Raw genomic sequence first — 19,709 nt, 5'->3', positions numbered from 1 at the left:
TATTGTTTAATGTTTAATTATTTAATTATCCTTCTCATCCTCATCCCGCAATGTAGGCAGCGAGATGTGGTATTTCACTGCAAGCAGACGGATGGCACATACAGTAACGAAGGAAGCAACCACCGTTACGTAGAGACTCACGTCCAGACAACTGAATCCCCAGTAGACGAGACCACCGATGACGCAAGCCATCGCATAAATCTCCTTGCGGAAGATAACCGGCTCCTCATTGAGAAGCACATCACGGATTACTCCACCGAAAGAACCCGTAATACAACCCATGATGATTGCCACCCAGAACGGGAAGCCGCAATCAAGGGTCTTTTGGATTCCTGCAATATTGAAAAGCGCCAGACCGAGCGTATCGAAAAGAAACCAGGTATTGTCGAGACGCTTCAGATAATGATGGCAGACGATGACTACTAGCTGAGCCAGCAGCGTAAACAGAAGATAGATTGGACTCGACATCCAGAAAGGAGTCAGACCCAACATCACATCACGGATGGTTCCGCCACCGATGGCAACAGCCACACCACACACAAATCCGCCCAGCCAGTCGTAATGCTTGGTGGCGGCAAGTCGGATGCCCGAAAGGGCAAACGCAAAGGTTCCTATGAACTCAATGACACTCTGAAGCGTCATCACCAGTTCCGGGTCATTATGAATAGTCATTTTTCTCGTAACAGTTAGTTGTTTTCAATTATATGATTTTCTATCAATTAAAAATATCAATTATAAATTGTAAATTATCATTTATAAATTGTTAATCCTTAAACCGCTCTCCCCAGCAGGTTACCATCCAGTTATAGAGTCGTTCCTCAGAAGGAGAATGTTGCGGATACCAGAATCGCGAATTTCTGAGTTCATCCGGCAGATACTGCTGCTCGGTGAAATGCCCCGGATAATCGTGAGGATACTTGTAGCCATCATGATAGCCAAGGTCCTTCATCAGCTTGGTAGGCGCATTCCTGAGATGCAGAGGCACAGGCAGATTGCCCGTCTGCTTAACGGTAGCAATGGCATCATTGATGCCCAGATAGGCACTATTGCTCTTAGGACTGGTGGCTAGATAAACTACAGCCTCGGCAAGTGCGATACGAGCCTCAGGCCAGCCAATCTTCATCACCGTATCAAAGGCGGCATTCGCCAGCAGCAGGGCGTTCGGATTAGCCAGTCCCACATCCTCGCTGGCACTGATAACCACCCTTCGGGCGATGAACTGCGGGTCTTCTCCACCCTCTATCATACGTGCCATCCAATAGAGAGCCGCATCAGGATCACTGCCACGGATACTCTTGATAAAAGCGGAGATGATGTCATAATGCATCTCTCCCTGCTTGTCGTAAGCCAGCGGATTCTGCTGCAACTGGTGTACCACCATCTGGTCGGTAATGACCACATCATCCGACCCAGCCGATTCAACCACGAGTTCAAGGATATTGAGCAGCTTGCGGGCATCACCACCACTATATCTCAGCAAGGCACCCTTCTCCTTCAGTTCAATATGCTTTTCCCTCAGTTCCACATCCTCCGTAATGGCACGATTCAGCAGTCCTTCTAGATCTTCCTTTTCCAAAGGTTTCAGGACATAGAGCTGACATCTGGAGAGCAACGGTCTGATGACTTCGAACGAAGGATTCTCCGTAGTAGCACCAATCAGGGTAACGATTCCTTTTTCTACCGCTCCCAGGAGAGAGTCCTGCTGACTCTTGGAGAATCGGTGAATCTCATCTATAAATAAAATAGGTGAAGCGGAATTGAAGAATCTTCCGTTCTTTGCCCTTTCTATCACTTCACGCACATCCTTTACGCCACTGGTCACCGCAGAGAGTGTATAGAAAGGCACCTTCAAGGTCTGCGCCACAATCTGCGCCAAGGTAGTCTTTCCCACTCCCGGTGGTCCCCATAGGATAAAAGAAGATATACGCCCTGCATCTATCATCATGCGCAGGACGGCTCCCTCACCAACGAGATGCTTCTGACCGACATAATCAGCAAGCGTGTGAGGCCTCATTCTTTCAGCTAATGGTTCACTCATACTGCAAAGGTAATAAAAAAAACGAAACCGACACAAAAAATACAATGAAAAATAAAAAAATAGGCTGGAAAATTTGGATATATAAAAAGAAGTACTTAATTTTGCAATCAAAATATAGTAGACAATGAAAAAAGACAAAGTTATAACACTCAAGACTCTCACAAAGAGTAGTGTATGGGAAGTGCAGGAGAACGATGTTTTCCGCCTTTGGGAAGCTGCCGAGAAAGACAACGACCTGAAGGACAACCAGCGTAAGTATCTAGACACTATCCGCAGCGCATTCGAAATGGAGAAGATTACCGTCGATCGCCCAGAGGTGCTGGATAAGTTAACAGAACGTGGCTTCAAGATCGGTACCTTCCGTATCGATGACCAGAACGTGAAGTATGCCATCAAGAAGCGTCCTATCATGCGCGTTACCGACCTGACATACGAGAACGTAGGCCATATTACAGCCAGCAAGCTCATCGAGCTGCTGGAGCGCAACTTCGGTGGCGGATGGGAAAGCTTGCCACAGAGCATCCAGGACATCATCGAGAGCAACTTTGATATCAGTACCACTACCCTTCCTAAGGACCGCCTGAAGAAACCAGGTGGCTTGTACGAGAAGAAACTTGCCGATGATTATGAAGTACTCGTTGTACCAAAGGGTACATGGGTGGAAGCAATCTTCGCTAAGGAGAAGCCAAAGGTTGAGAAGATCCGCATGAAATTCATGGATGAAGACGAGCTGGACCGTGAGGACGATATCGAGGACATCGATGACGACGATGAGGATGCACCAGAGATTGAGGATCACTACAACGATCCTGACGAGGACGATGATGCCTTCGACGACGACAAGTTGACCGAAGAGAGTTATCGCACTACATTCGAAGACCCGGAGAATCTCGGTCTTGACGATGCAGAAGATGTTGCTGACGACGACTACTAACAGAGGATTCCCAAAACTGGAAGTAGTGAGAATAAAAAAAGGAATTTACACATTATTAAATAATAGATAAGGAAATGAACGCTTTAGTAGGATTTATCGCATTAGTTGTGGTAGCCATCGTAGGATGGGCTATCGCAGAGTTTAAGTATAAGGCTTTCACCTTTACCCGTTCTGAAAAGGATCTGGAAGAGGAGAAGGAACTGGAAGAGATCCAGCGCGAGAATGGTTTCAAGGAGATGAACATCCGTGACATCATGCGCAAGAACTCTACCAACGGCTACAATGCCGTAGGTTAAAGTAGAATCATCAATTCATACATTTTATAAATGACACAAAACGTGTTAATTCTATTGATATTGGCGGTATGCGTGATGTATACCGCCAATCGCATTTATAAAACTTACCGGAAAGCCAAGACGTGTAAGGACTTCAAATGCGCCAACTGCCCTTTTCTGGAAAAATGTGAACAGAAAAAGAGAAAATCTGAAGTAAAAACAGAGAAAACAAGGGGAAAACAATAAAAAATGAAAGTTTTTTGAAAAAAGTAGATGAAAAATTTGGTGGAACCAAATAAAAATAGTACCTTTGCACTCGCAATTCAGAAATGGTTGCTTCGCTTATAAATGGTGTCTTAACCGAGCGGTTAGGTAACGGTCTGCAAAACCGTGTAGAGCGGTTCGACTCCGCTAGACACCTCTTCAGAAAAAAGGAAATTCATTCATTTGAATTTCCTTTTTTTCGTTTATATCCCACTCACCTCTGAACCAACAAATCCAGTTTGCTCCACTCGCCCTGAAAGAGCGTGTGGCAACAAAACAATATTACAAGGGGCATATGATGAATAAATAAAATAATTTCTAATAAAGTATCTGAACTTACTACATTAAAAAAAAAATGATGAGTAATCAAAAAATACTTTAAGTTTTATTCTTTTATTAAAAAAAAAATATGTACCTTTGCAAACGTTATCCTGAATACAATCTTTTTACCTTAAAGAAAACTAATACCTATTGAATGTGAGCAGTTGCCTGCGAAGGTAGCTGCTCTTAGTTTTTTATAACCCTCCCATATAATATACTCCCTTTTCAGACGTTATATTATATATGAATAAGAAAATAGACATCATCAAGTTACAAAAGATATATGACCCTCGCGGCACACTTGTCGTCGCTGAGGAAAATACCCATGTGCCTTTTGAAATAGGAAATACGGAATGGTTTTCACCGAAATGCACCGTCATCACCCTGCATCAGAGAGAAACCATGCTGGTTGCACTCGCCGGTCACTTTACCCTTCGGGTAATAGAACAGGACGGAACCGGAGCAGAAACCTTGCTTGATAATCCAAACGAGGGAGCCCTGATTACGGCAGACTGTCCGTATCAGCTGACAGATTTCACAGAAGAAACCGTAGTATTGCGACTGACGGCAGCAGAAAAGGAAATCAAGTATCTAGACCTGAAAGCCATCAATGACCAATATCAGCCGGAAATCAACAATGCCATTGCCCAGGTATTAGACAGCGGCTGGTATCTGCACGGCAAAGCCCTGAAGCAGTTTGAAGAAGAATACGCAGCATTCATCGGCTCAGAATACAGCATAGGATGCGGATGCGGACTGGATGCCCTAAAACTCATTCTCGTAGGCGAAATGGAACTGGGCAGACTGCAGAAGGGCGACGAGATTCTCGTGCCTGCCAATACCTACTATGCCACCATCCTTGCCATCACAAGCGTAGGACTGAAGCCTGTGCTCATTGATGCACGGCTGGACACCCTGCAGATAGATGAGCGACTCATCGAACAGCACATCACACCCCAGACCAAGGCGCTACTGACGGTCCATCTATACGGCAAGCTGTCTGTAACGCCCCTGATGCAGGAACTCTGCCGGAAACATCACTTATTGCTGTTTGAAGACAATGCGCAGGCTTTTGCCTGCCAGATGCTGGGAGAGAAAAACGAAGTCAACGGGGAAAGCATTCATACGGGCAATATCGGTGATGCAGCCGCTCACAGCTTCTATCCGGGCAAGAACCTGGGCGCATTGGGCGATGCAGGAGCCATCACCACCAACGACAGGAAGCTGGCAGAGGTCATCACTTCCCTCCGCGACTATGGCAGGGTGAGCAAATACGAATACAATTATCAGGGACTCAATTCGAGAATGGAAGAGCTCCAGGCTGCCGTGCTCTGCGTCAAGCTGAAGAATCCATACGGAGAGGCGAAAGACAGATTCCAGAAAGCCCAATACTATCTTTCCAAACTCGACAAAAAGATAGTAGAGCATTGCATTCCGCAAGAACTATATAAGGAGGAATCAGAAAATGTGGTGCATGTCTTCCCTTTCCTGACAGAAAAACGGGATGAACTGCGCGATTACCTTTCAGAGCATCGGGTGCAGACCGTGTGTCACTACCCTATTCCGCCTCATCAGCAGCCTTGCTATCCGGAATGGAACCATCTTTCGTTCCCTGCAACGGAACGGATAGCGCAGCAGGAAATCAGCCTTCCCTGCAATTCTACATTGAAGCAGGAAGAACTGGACAGAATCATCAACCTCATCAACCGTTTCTTCGAAGAGAGAGGAATTTAATTCTCCGAAGAAACGGCTGATGAAGCCTTTAGTTTTTCAAGAACCCTTGGGAAGTTCCTGAAACATTATAAATATTGCATCTTAACGCCCAGGGAAAGACCGAAGATGTCCCAGAAGTTGCCATTGCCATTACGTATGAAACGCATGGTATAGATATCATTGGTTCCCAACTCATAAAAGAACGTAATGCTCTTGATGCGCTTACGCATATTGTGCGGGATATTGTATCTGAAGCGCTCACCGAAGGCGATGTTAGGACGGATACGGGTAGAGAACGGATAATACCCGTTTTCATACTTGGTAGGCTGCTTGGTCCAGAAATCATGTCCGAAGATGGTATTGAAATAGATGCTGCACTCCAACGGTTCAAACCACCATCCCTTACCGATATCACGGTGCCAGGGAATGAAATTCTCCTTGATCGTGAGTGTCAGTTTCGAATCGTCAGAATCAAAACGGGGAATATATCCGAGCATCACAAACGTCTCCCATTGGCGATGCTTGCCATAATCCCATCCGAGGCCCAGGGAAAACACACCCATATTACCACAAAACTGTATCGCTCCGTTGGTAGGAATCAGCAAATCCCATTGCTTGCGGTATTTGAGTACCCGCCTGTCATAACGCGAGAGTTCACCCTGCTCATTAACAACCAGTGTATCATGAACAATACTGTCATTCTTCATCTCGCCTTCAGCAGCAGAAGCCGAGACAACAGCACCCAGAAAGCATCCAGCCAGACATAAGCTTCTCTTCAAGGAAGAAAATCTCTTCACTGACGAAAAGGAGAAGTGTCTATTAATAATCGATAATCTCATAACGGTAGCCTTTTGGAGTAATGGTAAATATATAATACTGGTGCTTAGGAGCATTGCATATCTCATAATACATCGTGCCATCACCATACATATCGGTCTGCTTGGTATGATGTCCATGACCATAGAGACAGAACATCAGACCAGGGAACTGATGGGTATAATAGTTGAATACCTTAGCCACATTGTTATTAAACTGCTCTGAATAAGGAGCAGCATGCATACAGATAACGGTACGGTCGAAATCGGCAGAATCCGCCTTGCACTGTTCTTCCATAAAATCGAAGTTAGGTACAGGACGGGAATAGTCGTACTCAATGGCATTGGTATTGAGACATACGAACTTCACCCTGCCGGCGATAAAACTGAAATCCGGCTTGCCGAAAACCACCTCGTAAGTTTGGTTTCCGGTTCCCAGACAGTCATGATTGCCGAGCAATACCACAAACGGCATCTTCAGCTTCTGCAATCTGTCTCGGGTCCACTGAAATTCCTGCGTAGCTCCAAAGTCTGTGACATCTCCGCAGTGAAGTACGAAGTCGATACTGTCCTTGCGCCTGTTGATATCATTCACTTCCTTTTTCAGATCGTCGAGCCACTGATGAGTATCGCTGATCATTGCAAAGCGGATGGTATCCTTATACTTGATAGCACTTTCTATCTTGGCGATATTGGCAGCATTCACGTTCTTGTCTCCATCCACATGAACATCGTATGGATGAACATCAAAAACGGTATCGCAGCCCGCCAGGAAGAGACAGCCAAAAGCTTCAGCAATCTGCGTAAAAATTTTCTTCATAAACAAGTATCTTCTAATTGTTCTATTCTTCCCTATAGATTATATCAGATGGAACTACTACTTCTTCTTCAGTCTGTTATAGAACTCCAGCAACTGCCCTTTGGAATACCCCATCTTCATCAACCGCTGCAAATCAGCATAGGCTTCATTCCTACGCTTCAGCAAGATGAGCAGGTCCAGATGATTCAGCACATAATCGGCATTATCAGCATCCAGCTCCATCGCCTTGGCATAATCATATTCCGCAGCTTCAAGCTGTCCCTTCTCCTTCTCCATTCCTCCACGTGCAGCATAGGCGATGGCATTGTCGGGATATTGCTCTATCAGCATATTAATGCCGTTATAAGCCTCGGTATAATGCTTGTCTTTCTGATTGAGAAGAGCGAGACCGAGCTGTGCCTGGAAATTACCAGGCACCAGAACCAGCAGATTCTGATAGTCTAAACGGGCGAAGTTGTATCTGCGCAGCTGTTCGTTGACATAGGCACGATAAAAGAGACCTGCGATATTGGTATTGTTGAGAAACAGCACCTTATCGAGATCGTCCTTGGCATATTGCCACTGCTTGAGCTGGATATTCCAGGCAGCCTTCTTAAGACGAAGGTCGATACTATCCGGATAATACGCCAGAACTTCCGTAGCCTGAGCAAGAGAATCTCTCAAAGCCTTCGCCTGGTCCTTGCTTAAGCTTTCAGATTCGTTCTGACTTTGAGCCGACATAGACAAAGCCCAAACTCCTAACAACATTGATATAATCATTTTCTTTTTCATGCTTGCAAAATTACAAATACTTTAGCAAACAACCAAGTAAAAAACTATTAAACTTAAATAGGTTTCCAGAAATAAACAAAAAAAAGGCAAATATGACAACTATCCATATAAAAAAACTACAATTACCAAAATAAAAAAGCCTTATGGAAGAAACCATTCCTCCATAAGGCCCTTGATATGATTATTCACATTTTATGCTTATGCATTCTTGATCCAGTTGACAATCCACTCGCCAACCTCTGTTGTGCCATAGTGAGCACCACCCTCAACCTGAATTTCAGGTGTGCGGACATTGGCATCGAGAGAAGCATCTACTGCCTTGCGGATCAAGGCACCCTCCCCGTTCAAACCGAAGTGTTCGAGCAACATGGCTGCAGAAAGAATCTGAGCTACAGGGTTAGCCAGGTTCTTGCCAGCTGCCTGTGGCCATGAACCATGAACAGGCTCAAACAATGGGGTGTGCTCGCCCAATGAGCTAGATGGCTGCAAGCCCATAGAACCGGTGATGCAAGAGGTCTCATCGGTAAGGATGTCACCGAAGGTATTCTCTGTAACGATGACATCGAAGAATGTAGGCTCTGTCAACACACGCATAGAAGCGTTGTCGATGAACATATAGTCGGTGTTTACCTCAGGATACTGTGGCTCCATCTCCTTGGCAATCTGACGCCAGAGACGAGAAGATGCCAATACGTTTGCCTTATCTACTACTGTCAAGTGCTTGTTGCGCTTCATGGCAAACTCGAAAGCTACCTTCAGGATGCGCTCAATCTCAGGACGGGTATAGATATCTGTATCGTATGCCTTATCGTTATCCTGATACTTCTCACCGAAGTACATACCACCAGTCAACTCGCGGATGACTACGAAGTCAGCACCCTTCAGGAGCTCATCCTTCAATGGTGACTTGTGGAGCAGGCAATCGAATGTAGCCACTGGGCGTACATTGGCAAAGAGACCCAACTTCTTACGCATAGCGAGCAAACCCTGCTCTGGACGAACCTTGGCTGTAGGGTTGTTGTCGAAACGTGGGTCACCAACGGCAGCGAAGAGCACTGCGTCAGCATCCATACAAGTCTTGAAGGTCTCTTCTGGGAATGGATCACCTACCTCGTCGATAGCGTGAGCGCCGCAGATAGCCTCGTTGTAAGTAAACTCGTGGTTGAACTTCTCTGCAATGGCCTGCATTACTGCTACGCCCTGCTTCATAATCTCTGGTCCGATACCATCACCGGCGAGAACTGCAATGTTTAATTTCATCTTATCTGATTTTTTAATTGTTTTTATTCCATATCTAAATTTCGAGGCGATGCCGGCTGTTCATCGCTCTTATCTGCCTCATACATATTAAGCATTTTGAGCGTTGCCTTGATAGCTGCCTCCGTCTGGTCGGCATCCAAGCCGCGGGTGCGCCAGATGCGGTCGCCTTCACGCCAGGTAATGACGGTCTGAACGAGGGCATCGGTACGGCCACCAGGTGGAATGGTTACCTGATAGTTGTCGAGCGTAGGGAAGGTCTTGCCGAGCTTCACCTTGTAAATGTTGCGAAGAGCCTTTACGAAGGCATCATACTGACCATCGCCTGAACTCCTGTCTTCATACTCCTTACCCTCTATTTCTACCTTCACGCTAGCGATAGGCTTCAAACCATAGGAGGTAGACACCATGTAACTGACCAGTTTTACCTTATCCTCAGGTGTGCTATGCTTCAATACATCGCTCACGATGTATGGCAAGTCGTCCTGGGTTACCAGTTCCTTGCGGTCGCCGAGTTCGGTGATTCGCTTGGTCACAGCCTTGGTCTGCTCTGGAGTCAACTCCAATCCCAGCTCGTTGAGGTTCTGGATGATGTTCGCCTTACCGGAATTCTTACCCAATGCATACTCACGATGTCTTCCGAAACGCTCAGGCACCAGATCGTTGCAATAAAGCTTGTCCTTGTTATCGCCATCGGCATGTACGCCAGCCACCTGGGTGAAGACGTTGTCTCCAACAACCGGTGTATTTGGAGCCACGGCAATACCGCTGTATCCTTCAACCAATCGGGAAATATCGTTCAGACGGTCTTCCTTGATATTGGTCTTTGCCTCGAACATATCCTTCAGAATCACCTGAACACTCGCCAATGGTGCATTGCCGCAGCGTTCGCCCAAACCATTCACGGTAACGTGAAGACCCTTGGCGCCACTCAACACGGCAGCCAGCGAGTTGCTCACCGCCAAATCGTAGTCATTATGGGCATGGAAGTCGAAGTGAGAGTTCGGATAACGGCGAACCATCTGGCGCATGTACTCCACACACTGCAATGGGTTCAGGATACCCAAAGTATCAGGAAGCAGGAAGCGCTTGATAGGCAACTTCACCAGCTCGTCCATCATCGTGAAGAGATAGTCACGACTGTCGCGCATTCCGCTCGACCAGTCCTCCAGGTAGAGATTTACGGTGAAATCCTTGCTCAAGGCATAGTCGATGGTCTGCTTGATATGAGCGAGATGCTCCTCAGGCGACATCTTGAGCTGCTGGGTGCAGTGCTTGTAGCTACCCTTCGTCAAGAGGTTGATGACGTGACCGCCGCATTCAGCAATCCAGTCTACGCTTTTGTTGTTATCCACGAATCCCAACACCTCAACGGAACCCAGCTTACCAATGGTCTTGGCATAACGGCAAATACGAGCGACAGCATCCTTTTCGCCTTCCGACACACGCGCTGAAGCCACCTCAATGCGATCAACATTGATGTCGTGCAACAGCATTCTTGCTATCATCAACTTCTCGTGAGGAAGGAAACTGACACCATTGGTCTGCTCGCCGTCACGCAGCGTGCAGTCCATGATCTCAATCTCCTTGATGCGGGAATTATCTCTCTTTGCGTTAACGTCCATAATTACTTGTTTTGAGCTTCCCAAGCCTCAACCTTGTCACGGTTCTGAACGAGGAAATCCACATCGTCCAAACCATTCTCCAGACAGTGCTTCTTATAGCCGTTGATTTCGAAGTGCTCGCTCTTGCCGGTAGCAAGATTGGTGACTGTCTGGTTAGGAAGATCTACCTTTACCTCTGTCTTGTGATCCTGGTCGATGCTCTCGAAGAGTTCCTTCAGGAATTCCTCGCTTACTACTACTGGCAATACGAGGTTGTTCAACTCGTTGTTCTTGTGGATATCAGCAAAGAAAGAGCTGATGACTACACGGAAGCCTGCACCTGCGATAGCCCAGGCAGCGTGCTCACGGGAAGAACCGGAACCGAAGTTCTTGCCAGCTACGAGGATGACACCACTGTAAGAAGGGTCATTCATCACGAAGTCTGGCTTTGGAGTTCCGTCGGCATTGTAGCGCCAGTCGCGGAAGAGGTTTTCGCCCATACCCTCTTTATCGATAGCCTTGAGGAAACGGGCTGGGATGATCTGGTCTGTATCTACATTCTCCAATGGAAGAGGAATGCAGCTTGATGTAATTACATTGAATTTCTGTTTCATAAGTGTACTTGTCAATTGTACATTATTAATTGTACGTTATTAATTTAAAATTACATAAACTCTCTTGGGTCGGTAATCTTACCAGTGATAGCGGCAGCAGCTGCTACGTATGGGCTGGCAAGGATAGTGCGGGAACCAGGTCCCTGACGACCCTCGAAGTTACGGTTGGATGTACTTACAGAGTACTTGCCTGCAGGAATCTTATCATCGTTCATTGCCAAACAAGCAGAGCATCCAGGCTGACGGATTTCGAAGCCGGCTGCCTCTACAATCTTATCAATTCCCTCTTCACGTATTTGTTTATCAACCGACCAAGAACCTGGTACAAGCCAAGCTGTTACGCCGTCTGCTTTCTTCTTTCCTTTAACCAATGAAGCGAAGGCACGGAAGTCTTCAATACGGCCGTTGGTACATGCGCCCAGGAATACATAATCGATAGGATGACCCTCGAGCTTCTCGCCTGGCTGGAAGCCCATGTAGTTGAGGCTCTTCTTGAAACCAGCCTGCTCTTCCTCAGGAATCTCATCGAGAGTTGGGATATTCTCTGTGATACCGATACCCATACCAGGATTGGTACCATAGGTGATGCGTGGTTCGATATCCTTTGCCTCGAAAGTCAACTCCTTGTCGAAGACAGCGTCATCGCCACTCTTCAAGGTCTTCCAGTAAGCCACAGCCTTGTCCCACTCTTCACCCTTAGGTGCGTATTCACGACCCTTGATGTACTCGAATGTGGTCTCATCAGGAGCTACGAAACCACCACGGGCACCCATCTCGATAGAGAGGTTACAGAGGGTAAGACGACCTTCCATAGACATATCCTTCACTACATCGCCACTGTACTCAACGAAGTAACCGGTAGCACCTGAAGTAGTGAGCTGGCTCATCAGATAAAGAGCTACATCCTTAGCTGTAACACCCTTGCTGAGCTTGCCGTTGATGCTGATGCGCATAGACTTTGGCTTGCTCTGGAGAATACACTGTGAAGCCATCACCATCTCCACCTCAGAAGTACCGATACCGAAAGCTACGGCACCCATAGCACCATGAGTAGAAGTATGAGAGTCGCCGCAGACGATAGTCATACCAGGAAGAGAAAGACCCTTCTCAGGACCAACCACGTGGATGATACCATTGTCCTTGGTGTTCATGGCAAAGTGAGTTACGCCGAAATCAGCGGTGTTCTTTGCCAAGGTATCTACCTGCTTCTTTGAGATAGGATCCTCGATTGGCTTATCCTGATCGTGGGTTGGTGTATTGTGGTCAGGCATACAGAAAATCTGGTCTGGACGGAACATCTTGAGTCCGCGTGCTCGCATACCAGCGAATGCCTGAGGTGATGTTACTTCGTGACAGTAGAGACGGTCGATGTAAAGCTGTGTAGGACCGTCCGGAACAATCTGGACAACGTGCTTGTCCCAAATCTTGTCGAATAATGTATCCATAATATCCTGTTTGTTATATATTTATCTGAATTAATTTTATCTTACCTTGAACTTGTTGATACAGTCGATGTAAGCCTCAACAGAAGCGGTTACGATATCGGTATCTGCACCGAAGCCATAATATACATGACCGTCGTATTCTACCTGCATGTGAACCTTACCCACATCGTCTGAACCCTTGTCAATCGCCTGGATAGTGAACTCCTTGAGATTCATCTCCTTGGTGATGACCTTCTTGAGGGCACGGATGGCAGCATCCACAGGACCATTGCCAGAAGATGCAGCCTCGAACTTCTGACCTGCGATGTTCAAGCCGATGCTTGCCACGCTCTTCACGCCCTTGCCAGTAGTTACCTGCAACCAGTCGAGCTGTACGCCATGCTTATCGGCAGAATCAGCACCAGCGAGCATCAGTACATCCTCGTCGGTAACTTCCTTCTTCTTATCAGCCAACTGGAGGAACTTCTTGTAGATTTTGTCAAGCTTCTCCTCATCTTCGATGTTCACGCCGTTAACGTGGAGGCGATACTTCAAGGCTGCTCGACCAGAGCGGGCTGTCAATACGATAGCGTTATCATCCAATCCCACATCCTTAGGGTCGATGATTTCGTAAGTCTGAACATTCTTCAGCACGCCATCCTGGTGGATACCAGAAGAATGGGCGAAGGCATTGCGGCCCACGATAGCCTTGTTAGGCTGCACAGGCATGTTCATCAGACTGCTCACCATTCGGGACATCGGAACAATCTTGGTAGTATTGATATTGGTATCAATATCGATGTTCTTGTGGCACTTCAGGATCATGGCGATTTCCTCGAGCGATGTATTACCCGCACGCTCACCGATACCATTGATGGTCACCTCTACCTGGCGTGCACCATTCAATACACCCTGCAGGGTGTTGGCAGTAGCCATACCGAGATCGTTGTGACAGTGGGTAGAGATGCATGCCTTCTCGATGCCATCCACATGCTCCATCAGATACTTGATCTTGTCGCCATACTCATCAGGCAGACAGTAACCGGTAGTGTCAGGAATGTTGACTACGGTAGCACCCGCCTTGATGACAGCCTCTACCACGCGAGCCAAATACTCATTGTCGGTACGGCCAGCATCCTCAGCGTAGAACTCTACCTCTTCCACGTACTTCTTGGCATACTTGACAGCAGCCACGGCACGCTCGATGATTTCTTCGCGGTTGGAATTGAACTTATATTTGATGTGGCTATCGCTGGTACCGATACCCGTATGGATTCTCTTGTGCTTGGCATACTGCAGCGCCTCGGCAGCACAGTCAATATCCTTCTCCACTGCACGTGTCAGCGCACAGATGGTAGGCCATGTCACAGCCTTGGAAATCTCCACCACCGAATTGAAGTCGCCCGGGCTAGAAATAGGGAAGCCCGCCTCAATGACATCAACGCCCAACTGCTCCAGCGCCTTAGCCACCTGAATTTTCTCAACTGTATTCAACTGGCATCCTGGAACCTGTTCGCCATCGCGAAGGGTTGTGTCGAAAATAAATAATCTGTCACTCATATCTCTTTATATTTTTAATACTCTATATTATAATATGAGAAAAAGCCTTTCTCACTCCCCGATACGGAAGTGTAGAAAGGCTTCATATATCCAAACCGATGAACTATACGCACACCTTATCACTTCCGCCCACAGTCTGTAGTCGAAGTCGAATAATAATGCTTGTAATATTCAACGCTATTGCTCTCATATCTTTCTATTTTTTATGTTATATTTTTATCGCTTGCAAAGGTAATATATTTCTTTGATATACGCAAACAATTTATAACTTTTTTAATAGAAAATCTAACAAATTACTATTCCTCCTGCACTTTTCTCGCAAAAATGCGCTAAAATTGCGCCTTTATGCAGTAAAAAGCAGCAAAAAAGACCTGAATGGCTACGAATCCAAAACTAGAATGGCAACGGACCATTAGGAACAGGAGGAGGAGGCAACTGGCTGTCGTCACCTCCGGCATTCATCTTGGAGCCCATGATTTCGCCACCCTCCTGGATAGGAGCGAACGAAGTTTCAGGGTCCTGGAAGCGTGTAAACTCGCCACGGAAGTTCAGGAGCACATCACCCGTAGCACCCTTACGGTGCTTGGCGATGATGATCTGCGCCATGCCATGCAGGTCGTTTCCCTTTTCATCCTGATAGATGTGATAGTATTCCGGACGGTGAACGAAGAGTACCATATCGGCATCCTGCTCGATGGCTCCGGATTCACGGAGGTCGCTCAACTGAGGTCGCTTTCCTTCGAGACCTTCACGGTTCTCCACGTTACGTGAGAGCTGTGAGAGAGCCAGGACCGGGATATTCAGCTCCTTGGCAAGTCCCTTGAGCGAACGTGAGATGGTAGAAACCTCTTCCTGACGGCTACCGAACTTCATACCGTTGGCATTCATCAGCTGCAGGTAGTCAATCATGATCATTTTCACTCCCTTCTCTCTTACCAGTCTTCTAGCCTTGGTACGCAGTTCGAAAACCGAAAGACCCGGCGTATCATCAACATAAATAGGTGCCCCCGTCAGGTCACGGATTTTTTTATCCAGTCTCTCCCACTCGCTTGGATCGAGCTGACCGTTCAGTATCTTCTTACCGGAAATCTCACATACATTGGAGATAAGGCGGTTCACCAACTGAACGTTATTCATTTCAAGGGAGAAGAATCCGATAGGAATATGATAATCCACCGCCACGTTCTTGGCAATGCTGAGTGCGAAGGAAGTCTTACCCATGGCAGGACGTCCGGCGATGATGACGAGGTCGGAATCCTGCCATCCGGAAGTCATCTCGTCCATACCGTGATAACCGGTAGGAATACCAGTCAAACCTCCCTTGTTCTGCGCAGCCCGCTGCAAGATATCCACGGCATCCTTGATGACCGGATCAATCTGTGTATAATCCTGCTTCATGTTGTTCTGCGAAATCTGGAAGAGTTCACCCTCTGCCTGCTGCATCAGTTCATCCACGTCCACGCTCATGTCGAACGCCTTGGTCTCGATGCCACCGGCAAAATGAATGAGCTGTCTCTGCAGATATCTCTGCGCCAGGATTCTGGCATGCGACTCGATATGGGCAGCCGAAGCCACCTGGGAAGAAATCTCCATCAGATAGGCAGGTCCGCCTATTCTGTCCAGTTCGCCCATCTTCGCCAGCTCATCAGTGAGTGTCATGACATCCACCGGGCGCTCCTCCATATCCATGGTCTGGATAGCCTGGTAAATCTTCTGATGACGAGGCTCATAGAAGGAATCGGGTTTCAACACCTCGGATACCATGGAGAAGGCGTCCGAATCCACCATGAGGGCACCCAGCACCACTTTCTCCACATCTATCGCCTGCGGCTGAAGATGCGCATAATTATTATCTATCGGAGCTTGCTGCCCCTTTTTATTGTTACCTATATTATTATTCGCCATTATCTTTCATTTCATCATGTCTAAATTGATCCATCATTTTTTTCATACCTTGACGAATTTTTTGAGCCATCAATTCTTCCAAATAGATACGCATATTTTCATTTATTCCATGCGCAGACAACCATTTTCCCTGCTTTTCGTCAAATAACGGACCCTCCTGATGAGCCATGCTTCTAGCTTCATAGGCTCTCTGCCAAGACTTCATAGCCTTTTGCCGATCGTCACGAGCCCACCAAAGCATGCCGTCCACTTTATACAGTTCAAAGTCTACCATGAAGTCCATATTTAAGCAAGCAGACATGGCAGAAAAGAAAGTTGCTATTCCTTCCTTTGGATCGTCTGGGAAACTGTCCAACTTAAAGTTATCCCTTCTCAGATTCATCAATTTTTCCTTTCCTGACTTCAATATTTTCTCAATCTTTTCCAGGTTCTTCTGATCGTCACCGTCCATATAGAGAAGTGCTTCAGCCAGATTAGCAGTCGCAGTCAGGTTGTCCGGCTCGAGATAGGTAATCTCGTAAAACAGCTTGACGGCATCTTCATGTCGTTCCATCAAGACATAGATCTTAGCCAGACGTTTCTTACACCATAAGAGCGCCTTCTCGTCATCTTTCTTGATTTCCATCAGATGAGTCAGGCAGTCCACAGCTTTCTGATAAGCGCTCACGTTCTCGTAGCTGGCAACCTTCTCGTAAAAGTCCACAGCCATTTCTACCAGCTGAAACTGTCCGGGCTCATTCTTCATCAGATAATCAATATGAGGATAAGCCAGAACAACATTCTCCTTAGCTTTGGATTTCACAGCAGCCCATGCCAGCAGATAATGACTCTCCACAGTGTCAGGATAATGATTACCCATCAGGTCGAAGATGAAATTCTTATAATTACGCTTGAAGCAATATCTCGCCATCTTGTAGCGCAGCTCGTCGAATGCAGCATCCTTAAAGATAGGCAGCACAAGAGTAGTATACAGTTCGTCTTCAGCATCCATCTTGATGCTATTGTCATACGCCTTGCGCATCGGAGCGAGGTTAAAGAAACGGGAAAGATCCTGGATGTAATAGATCACCGCAGTATGTATTTTTTTCTTTTCCAAATACTTTTTCTCCTCTTCATTAAACCCTGCGGCTTCATCTTCATCCATCGAGTTCAGATACTCTTCTGCTATCTCATCAGGAGCCATGTTCTCCAGCGCCTCTGTAAAGGATTTTTTCTCCTTTTCGAGCATCAGAAGCAGACTATAGCGGTCGCTGTCGCAGGCGGTACCATTCACAAGCAGCAGATGCAGGTTGCGTTCCTTGTCACCCGCCATCTCCTGAACGGAGAGATAAAGTGGAGACTCGAAATAGAACGGCATGAACCAGTTGTACATGGAATGGAAGAAGCCCAGTTTCTTGGTTTCTCTAAACTGCGTGAAATAGATGTCAGCACCATCCTCCAGCAATTCCACCGTCTCGTCGACATCACGACCGTCTTCCGGCTCATCCTCATCATCATCTTTCTGGATAAAAGAGAAGCTTGACTTCCCCTCCAAGTCAATATCTTCATGACTTAACTTGTCCGCCATATTATGGAACATGTTCTTCATCATCGCTTCGCTATCCTCCTTCATATCCTGGGAACGTAGCAGGATTTTGGAAATCAGGAGCAGCAGCTTCTTGCCTTCCTCATCCTCCTTCAGCGACTCGATATCCTTGGCGCACTCATCTACCATAAAGCCTGGAACTTGACTGGAACACAAGGCCCAGCCCACCCATGCACGTACACGTACCTGCATGTCTTCGCTCTCCTTAGCCAGCTTGAAAAGGAACTTGAACTTCTTACGGTCAAAGAAGTAGAGGCAGGAAAGGGTTATGGCACTCACCATGAGCTGGGCTGTGACGGAATCGACGGCTCTGGAATGCAGCAGTTCCTGATACTCCTTCGCCTCGTCTTCATCCCACATAGGTGAGCTTGTGATATAAGAGAAGATGACATTGCGCAACTCGTTGAGACGTTTCTGTGTCTCAATCATCTGATCTATCTTCTTCTTTTTCGAACCTCCCTCGTCAAGAGAGAGCATAGCCACATCTGCCAAGGCAGAAACCAATTTCTCCTTCAGGTCGCTGAGATTTCCCAGCTTCTTACCTCTATTACGAAGGGCTGAAAGAGTGGAATCATTACTCAGCATGAGCAAATAATGGTATTTTTGAACAATCGTATACAAATGCTCGTAGGTATTGTACACAACACTGAAGTCTATCGGATGAGTTGCCGAGAAGGCATGCTTCCCCAGTACATCCAGCTCATGCAATGACTCTCCCAGAAGCAGAGCCACCATCTTCTTCTCCTTCTCTGGCTGGGCTTCGAGTTCCGTATACATTTTCTCTACCAGAAAACGGAAAGACTTGAGGTCCCCAAAACCAGGTATCTTTCTCAACTTTTTAATGTCATTTTCTTCCATTTTTCTTGATTTTATAGATTAATGTTTAGCCACACGAGCTGCAGCCTCAAGGTCACGACGGCGAGGTTCCAATGCATGGTTGTATTTTATTTTAGGCAAGTTGCCAATTGTTTTCTCATCTACATGACAGTACTTACTGATAAGCTTGGAGTAATGCTTCACTCCCTTGGAGTTGATGCTGTCCACAGCTATATTGTAAGCCTGGATGAATTTCTGCAGCTGTTGCTTGCGTCCCGGCTGCTTCAGCGCCTTCTCGCGGAAGGCAAAAGCACCCAGGTTCAGGTTCTTGTCGCGGCTATCCATCAATACCACATGCTTGTCCATACGGGCTCTGGTTGCCTGAGGCTCCGGCAGGAGCATGGCATCCATCTCGTTGTTGAGAAGCATCTGGAGACGAAGATTCACATCGTTTATCTGCACACGATACACGTCATATTTCGGCTTGCCGCTGTCTACTGCCAGGTCGGCAAGATAGTCGGTAGCCGAATAGCGTGTCATGGCTATCATCTTATCGCTCAACTGCTTCAGGTCGGCAATACGGGCTTTTTTGTTCGTAATCAGCTGCCAGTAGGTATCTGTGGCGATAGGATAAGTGAGCGGAGTGCCCTTCCTTACCATTCGGGCTCCTCGGATCAGGTCGGTGATGGAACCCTCTACCCTGCCATTCATCAGGGCTGTATCACAGTCCATCTGTGCCGTATAATAGCGCAGATGAACATCCACTCCCTGCTTGCAGAAGAGGCTGTCTTCATAAGCTAGATATACGGGAAGGCAGTCCAGGGTGGGCATCACGCCCACCTTGAGCGCAGCCCGGTCGATACTGTCCATACGGGCACGTTCCTGCTTGCTCAGCCGCTGGCGTTCCTGCTGGGAATCGCTGCAACTGCACATTCCAAAAATAAAGCCACTCACCAACGTGATCCATAATAATCTCTTCATAACCTTCTGTTT

Annotated in this window: 16 protein-coding genes and 1 tRNA gene; 4 read left to right on the top strand and 13 right to left on the bottom strand. The window is 47.0% G+C overall.

Going from position 1 to position 19,709, the window contains the following annotated elements; translation table 11 throughout:
* Positions 1-21: 21 nt before the first annotated feature.
* Together ACQRBJ_RS08130 and ACQRBJ_RS08125 are read right to left on the bottom strand one after the other, a co-directional pair.
* Positions 22-672: a trimeric intracellular cation channel family protein gene (locus tag ACQRBJ_RS08130; RefSeq protein ID WP_294967538.1), complete on the bottom strand. Its 651-nt coding sequence runs from the start codon at positions 670-672 to the stop codon at positions 22-24.
* Positions 673-763: 91 nt separating this feature from the next.
* Positions 764-2,038, bottom strand: a complete 1,275-nt coding sequence (locus ACQRBJ_RS08125) for a replication-associated recombination protein A (RefSeq protein WP_441936613.1) — start codon at positions 2,036-2,038, stop codon at positions 764-766.
* A gap of 124 nt (positions 2,039-2,162) precedes the next feature.
* On the opposite strand from ACQRBJ_RS08125, the gene ACQRBJ_RS08120 reads away from it, so the two are divergent.
* From ACQRBJ_RS08120 to ACQRBJ_RS08105, 4 genes are all read left to right on the top strand, one after another.
* Positions 2,163-2,972, top strand: coding sequence for a hypothetical protein (locus tag ACQRBJ_RS08120; protein ID WP_295346725.1), 810 nt, complete (start codon positions 2,163-2,165; stop codon positions 2,970-2,972).
* Positions 2,973-3,046: 74 nt separating this feature from the next.
* The gene (locus tag ACQRBJ_RS08115) at positions 3,047-3,268 is read left to right on the top strand and encodes a hypothetical protein (RefSeq protein WP_153124744.1); all 222 of its coding nucleotides are present in this window, start codon (positions 3,047-3,049) and stop codon (positions 3,266-3,268) included.
* Between the two features lie 329 nt (positions 3,269-3,597).
* Positions 3,598-3,668 (top strand) — tRNA-Cys (locus tag ACQRBJ_RS08110).
* Positions 3,669-4,075: 407 nt separating this feature from the next.
* On the top strand, positions 4,076-5,566 hold the full coding sequence (locus ACQRBJ_RS08105; RefSeq protein WP_441936610.1) for an aminotransferase class I/II-fold pyridoxal phosphate-dependent enzyme: 1,491 nt from the start codon (positions 4,076-4,078) through the stop codon (positions 5,564-5,566).
* Between the two features lie 65 nt (positions 5,567-5,631).
* On the opposite strand, the gene ACQRBJ_RS08100 is transcribed toward ACQRBJ_RS08105, so the two are convergent.
* The 11 genes from ACQRBJ_RS08100 to ACQRBJ_RS08050 form a co-directional block, all read right to left on the bottom strand.
* On the bottom strand, positions 5,632-6,324 hold the full coding sequence (locus tag ACQRBJ_RS08100) for a hypothetical protein (RefSeq protein ID WP_294967534.1): 693 nt from the start codon (positions 6,322-6,324) through the stop codon (positions 5,632-5,634).
* 40 nt (positions 6,325-6,364) lie between these two features.
* Positions 6,365-7,180 carry a metallophosphoesterase family protein gene (locus tag ACQRBJ_RS08095; protein WP_294967532.1) on the bottom strand — a complete coding sequence of 272 codons (816 nt, stop codon included), beginning with the start codon at positions 7,178-7,180 and terminating at the stop codon, positions 6,365-6,367.
* A gap of 57 nt (positions 7,181-7,237) precedes the next feature.
* The gene (locus tag ACQRBJ_RS08090; protein WP_441936607.1) at positions 7,238-7,939 is read right to left on the bottom strand and encodes a hypothetical protein; all 702 of its coding nucleotides are present in this window, start codon (positions 7,937-7,939) and stop codon (positions 7,238-7,240) included.
* 210 nt (positions 7,940-8,149) lie between these two features.
* Positions 8,150-9,211 (bottom strand): 3-isopropylmalate dehydrogenase, encoded by a 1,062-nt coding sequence (leuB, locus tag ACQRBJ_RS08085; protein ID WP_294967530.1) that lies wholly within the window; start codon positions 9,209-9,211, stop codon positions 8,150-8,152.
* Positions 9,212-9,234: 23 nt separating this feature from the next.
* Positions 9,235-10,833, bottom strand: a complete 1,599-nt coding sequence (locus ACQRBJ_RS08080) for an alpha-isopropylmalate synthase regulatory domain-containing protein (RefSeq protein ID WP_445303302.1) — start codon at positions 10,831-10,833, stop codon at positions 9,235-9,237.
* A gap of 2 nt (positions 10,834-10,835) precedes the next feature.
* Entirely contained in the window at positions 10,836-11,426 is a 591-nt protein-coding gene (gene leuD, locus ACQRBJ_RS08075; protein WP_441936605.1) for a 3-isopropylmalate dehydratase small subunit, read from the bottom strand.
* A gap of 50 nt (positions 11,427-11,476) precedes the next feature.
* The gene (gene leuC, locus ACQRBJ_RS08070) at positions 11,477-12,871 is read right to left on the bottom strand and encodes a 3-isopropylmalate dehydratase large subunit (protein WP_445303301.1); all 1,395 of its coding nucleotides are present in this window, start codon (positions 12,869-12,871) and stop codon (positions 11,477-11,479) included.
* 36 nt (positions 12,872-12,907) lie between these two features.
* On the bottom strand, positions 12,908-14,410 hold the full coding sequence (locus ACQRBJ_RS08065) for a 2-isopropylmalate synthase (RefSeq protein ID WP_294967522.1): 1,503 nt from the start codon (positions 14,408-14,410) through the stop codon (positions 12,908-12,910).
* 393 nt (positions 14,411-14,803) lie between these two features.
* Entirely contained in the window at positions 14,804-16,315 is a 1,512-nt protein-coding gene (gene dnaB, locus ACQRBJ_RS08060) for a replicative DNA helicase (RefSeq protein WP_445303300.1), read from the bottom strand.
* Positions 16,305-18,758, bottom strand: coding sequence for a tetratricopeptide repeat protein (locus ACQRBJ_RS08055; RefSeq protein WP_445303299.1), 2,454 nt, complete (start codon positions 18,756-18,758; stop codon positions 16,305-16,307). The genes dnaB and ACQRBJ_RS08055 overlap by 11 nt, the downstream gene beginning before the upstream one ends.
* An 18-nt stretch (positions 18,759-18,776) precedes the next feature.
* Positions 18,777-19,697, bottom strand: coding sequence for an ABC transporter substrate-binding protein (locus tag ACQRBJ_RS08050; protein ID WP_295347307.1), 921 nt, complete (start codon positions 19,695-19,697; stop codon positions 18,777-18,779).
* Positions 19,698-19,709 lie beyond the last annotated feature (12 nt).

This window comes from Prevotella sp. SGI.167, assembly GCF_050313615.1.
Lineage (GTDB): Bacteria > Bacteroidota > Bacteroidia > Bacteroidales > Bacteroidaceae > Prevotella.
The sequence above is the reverse complement of the archived record's forward strand: the minus strand, read 5'-3'. Positions and strand labels throughout refer to the sequence as shown.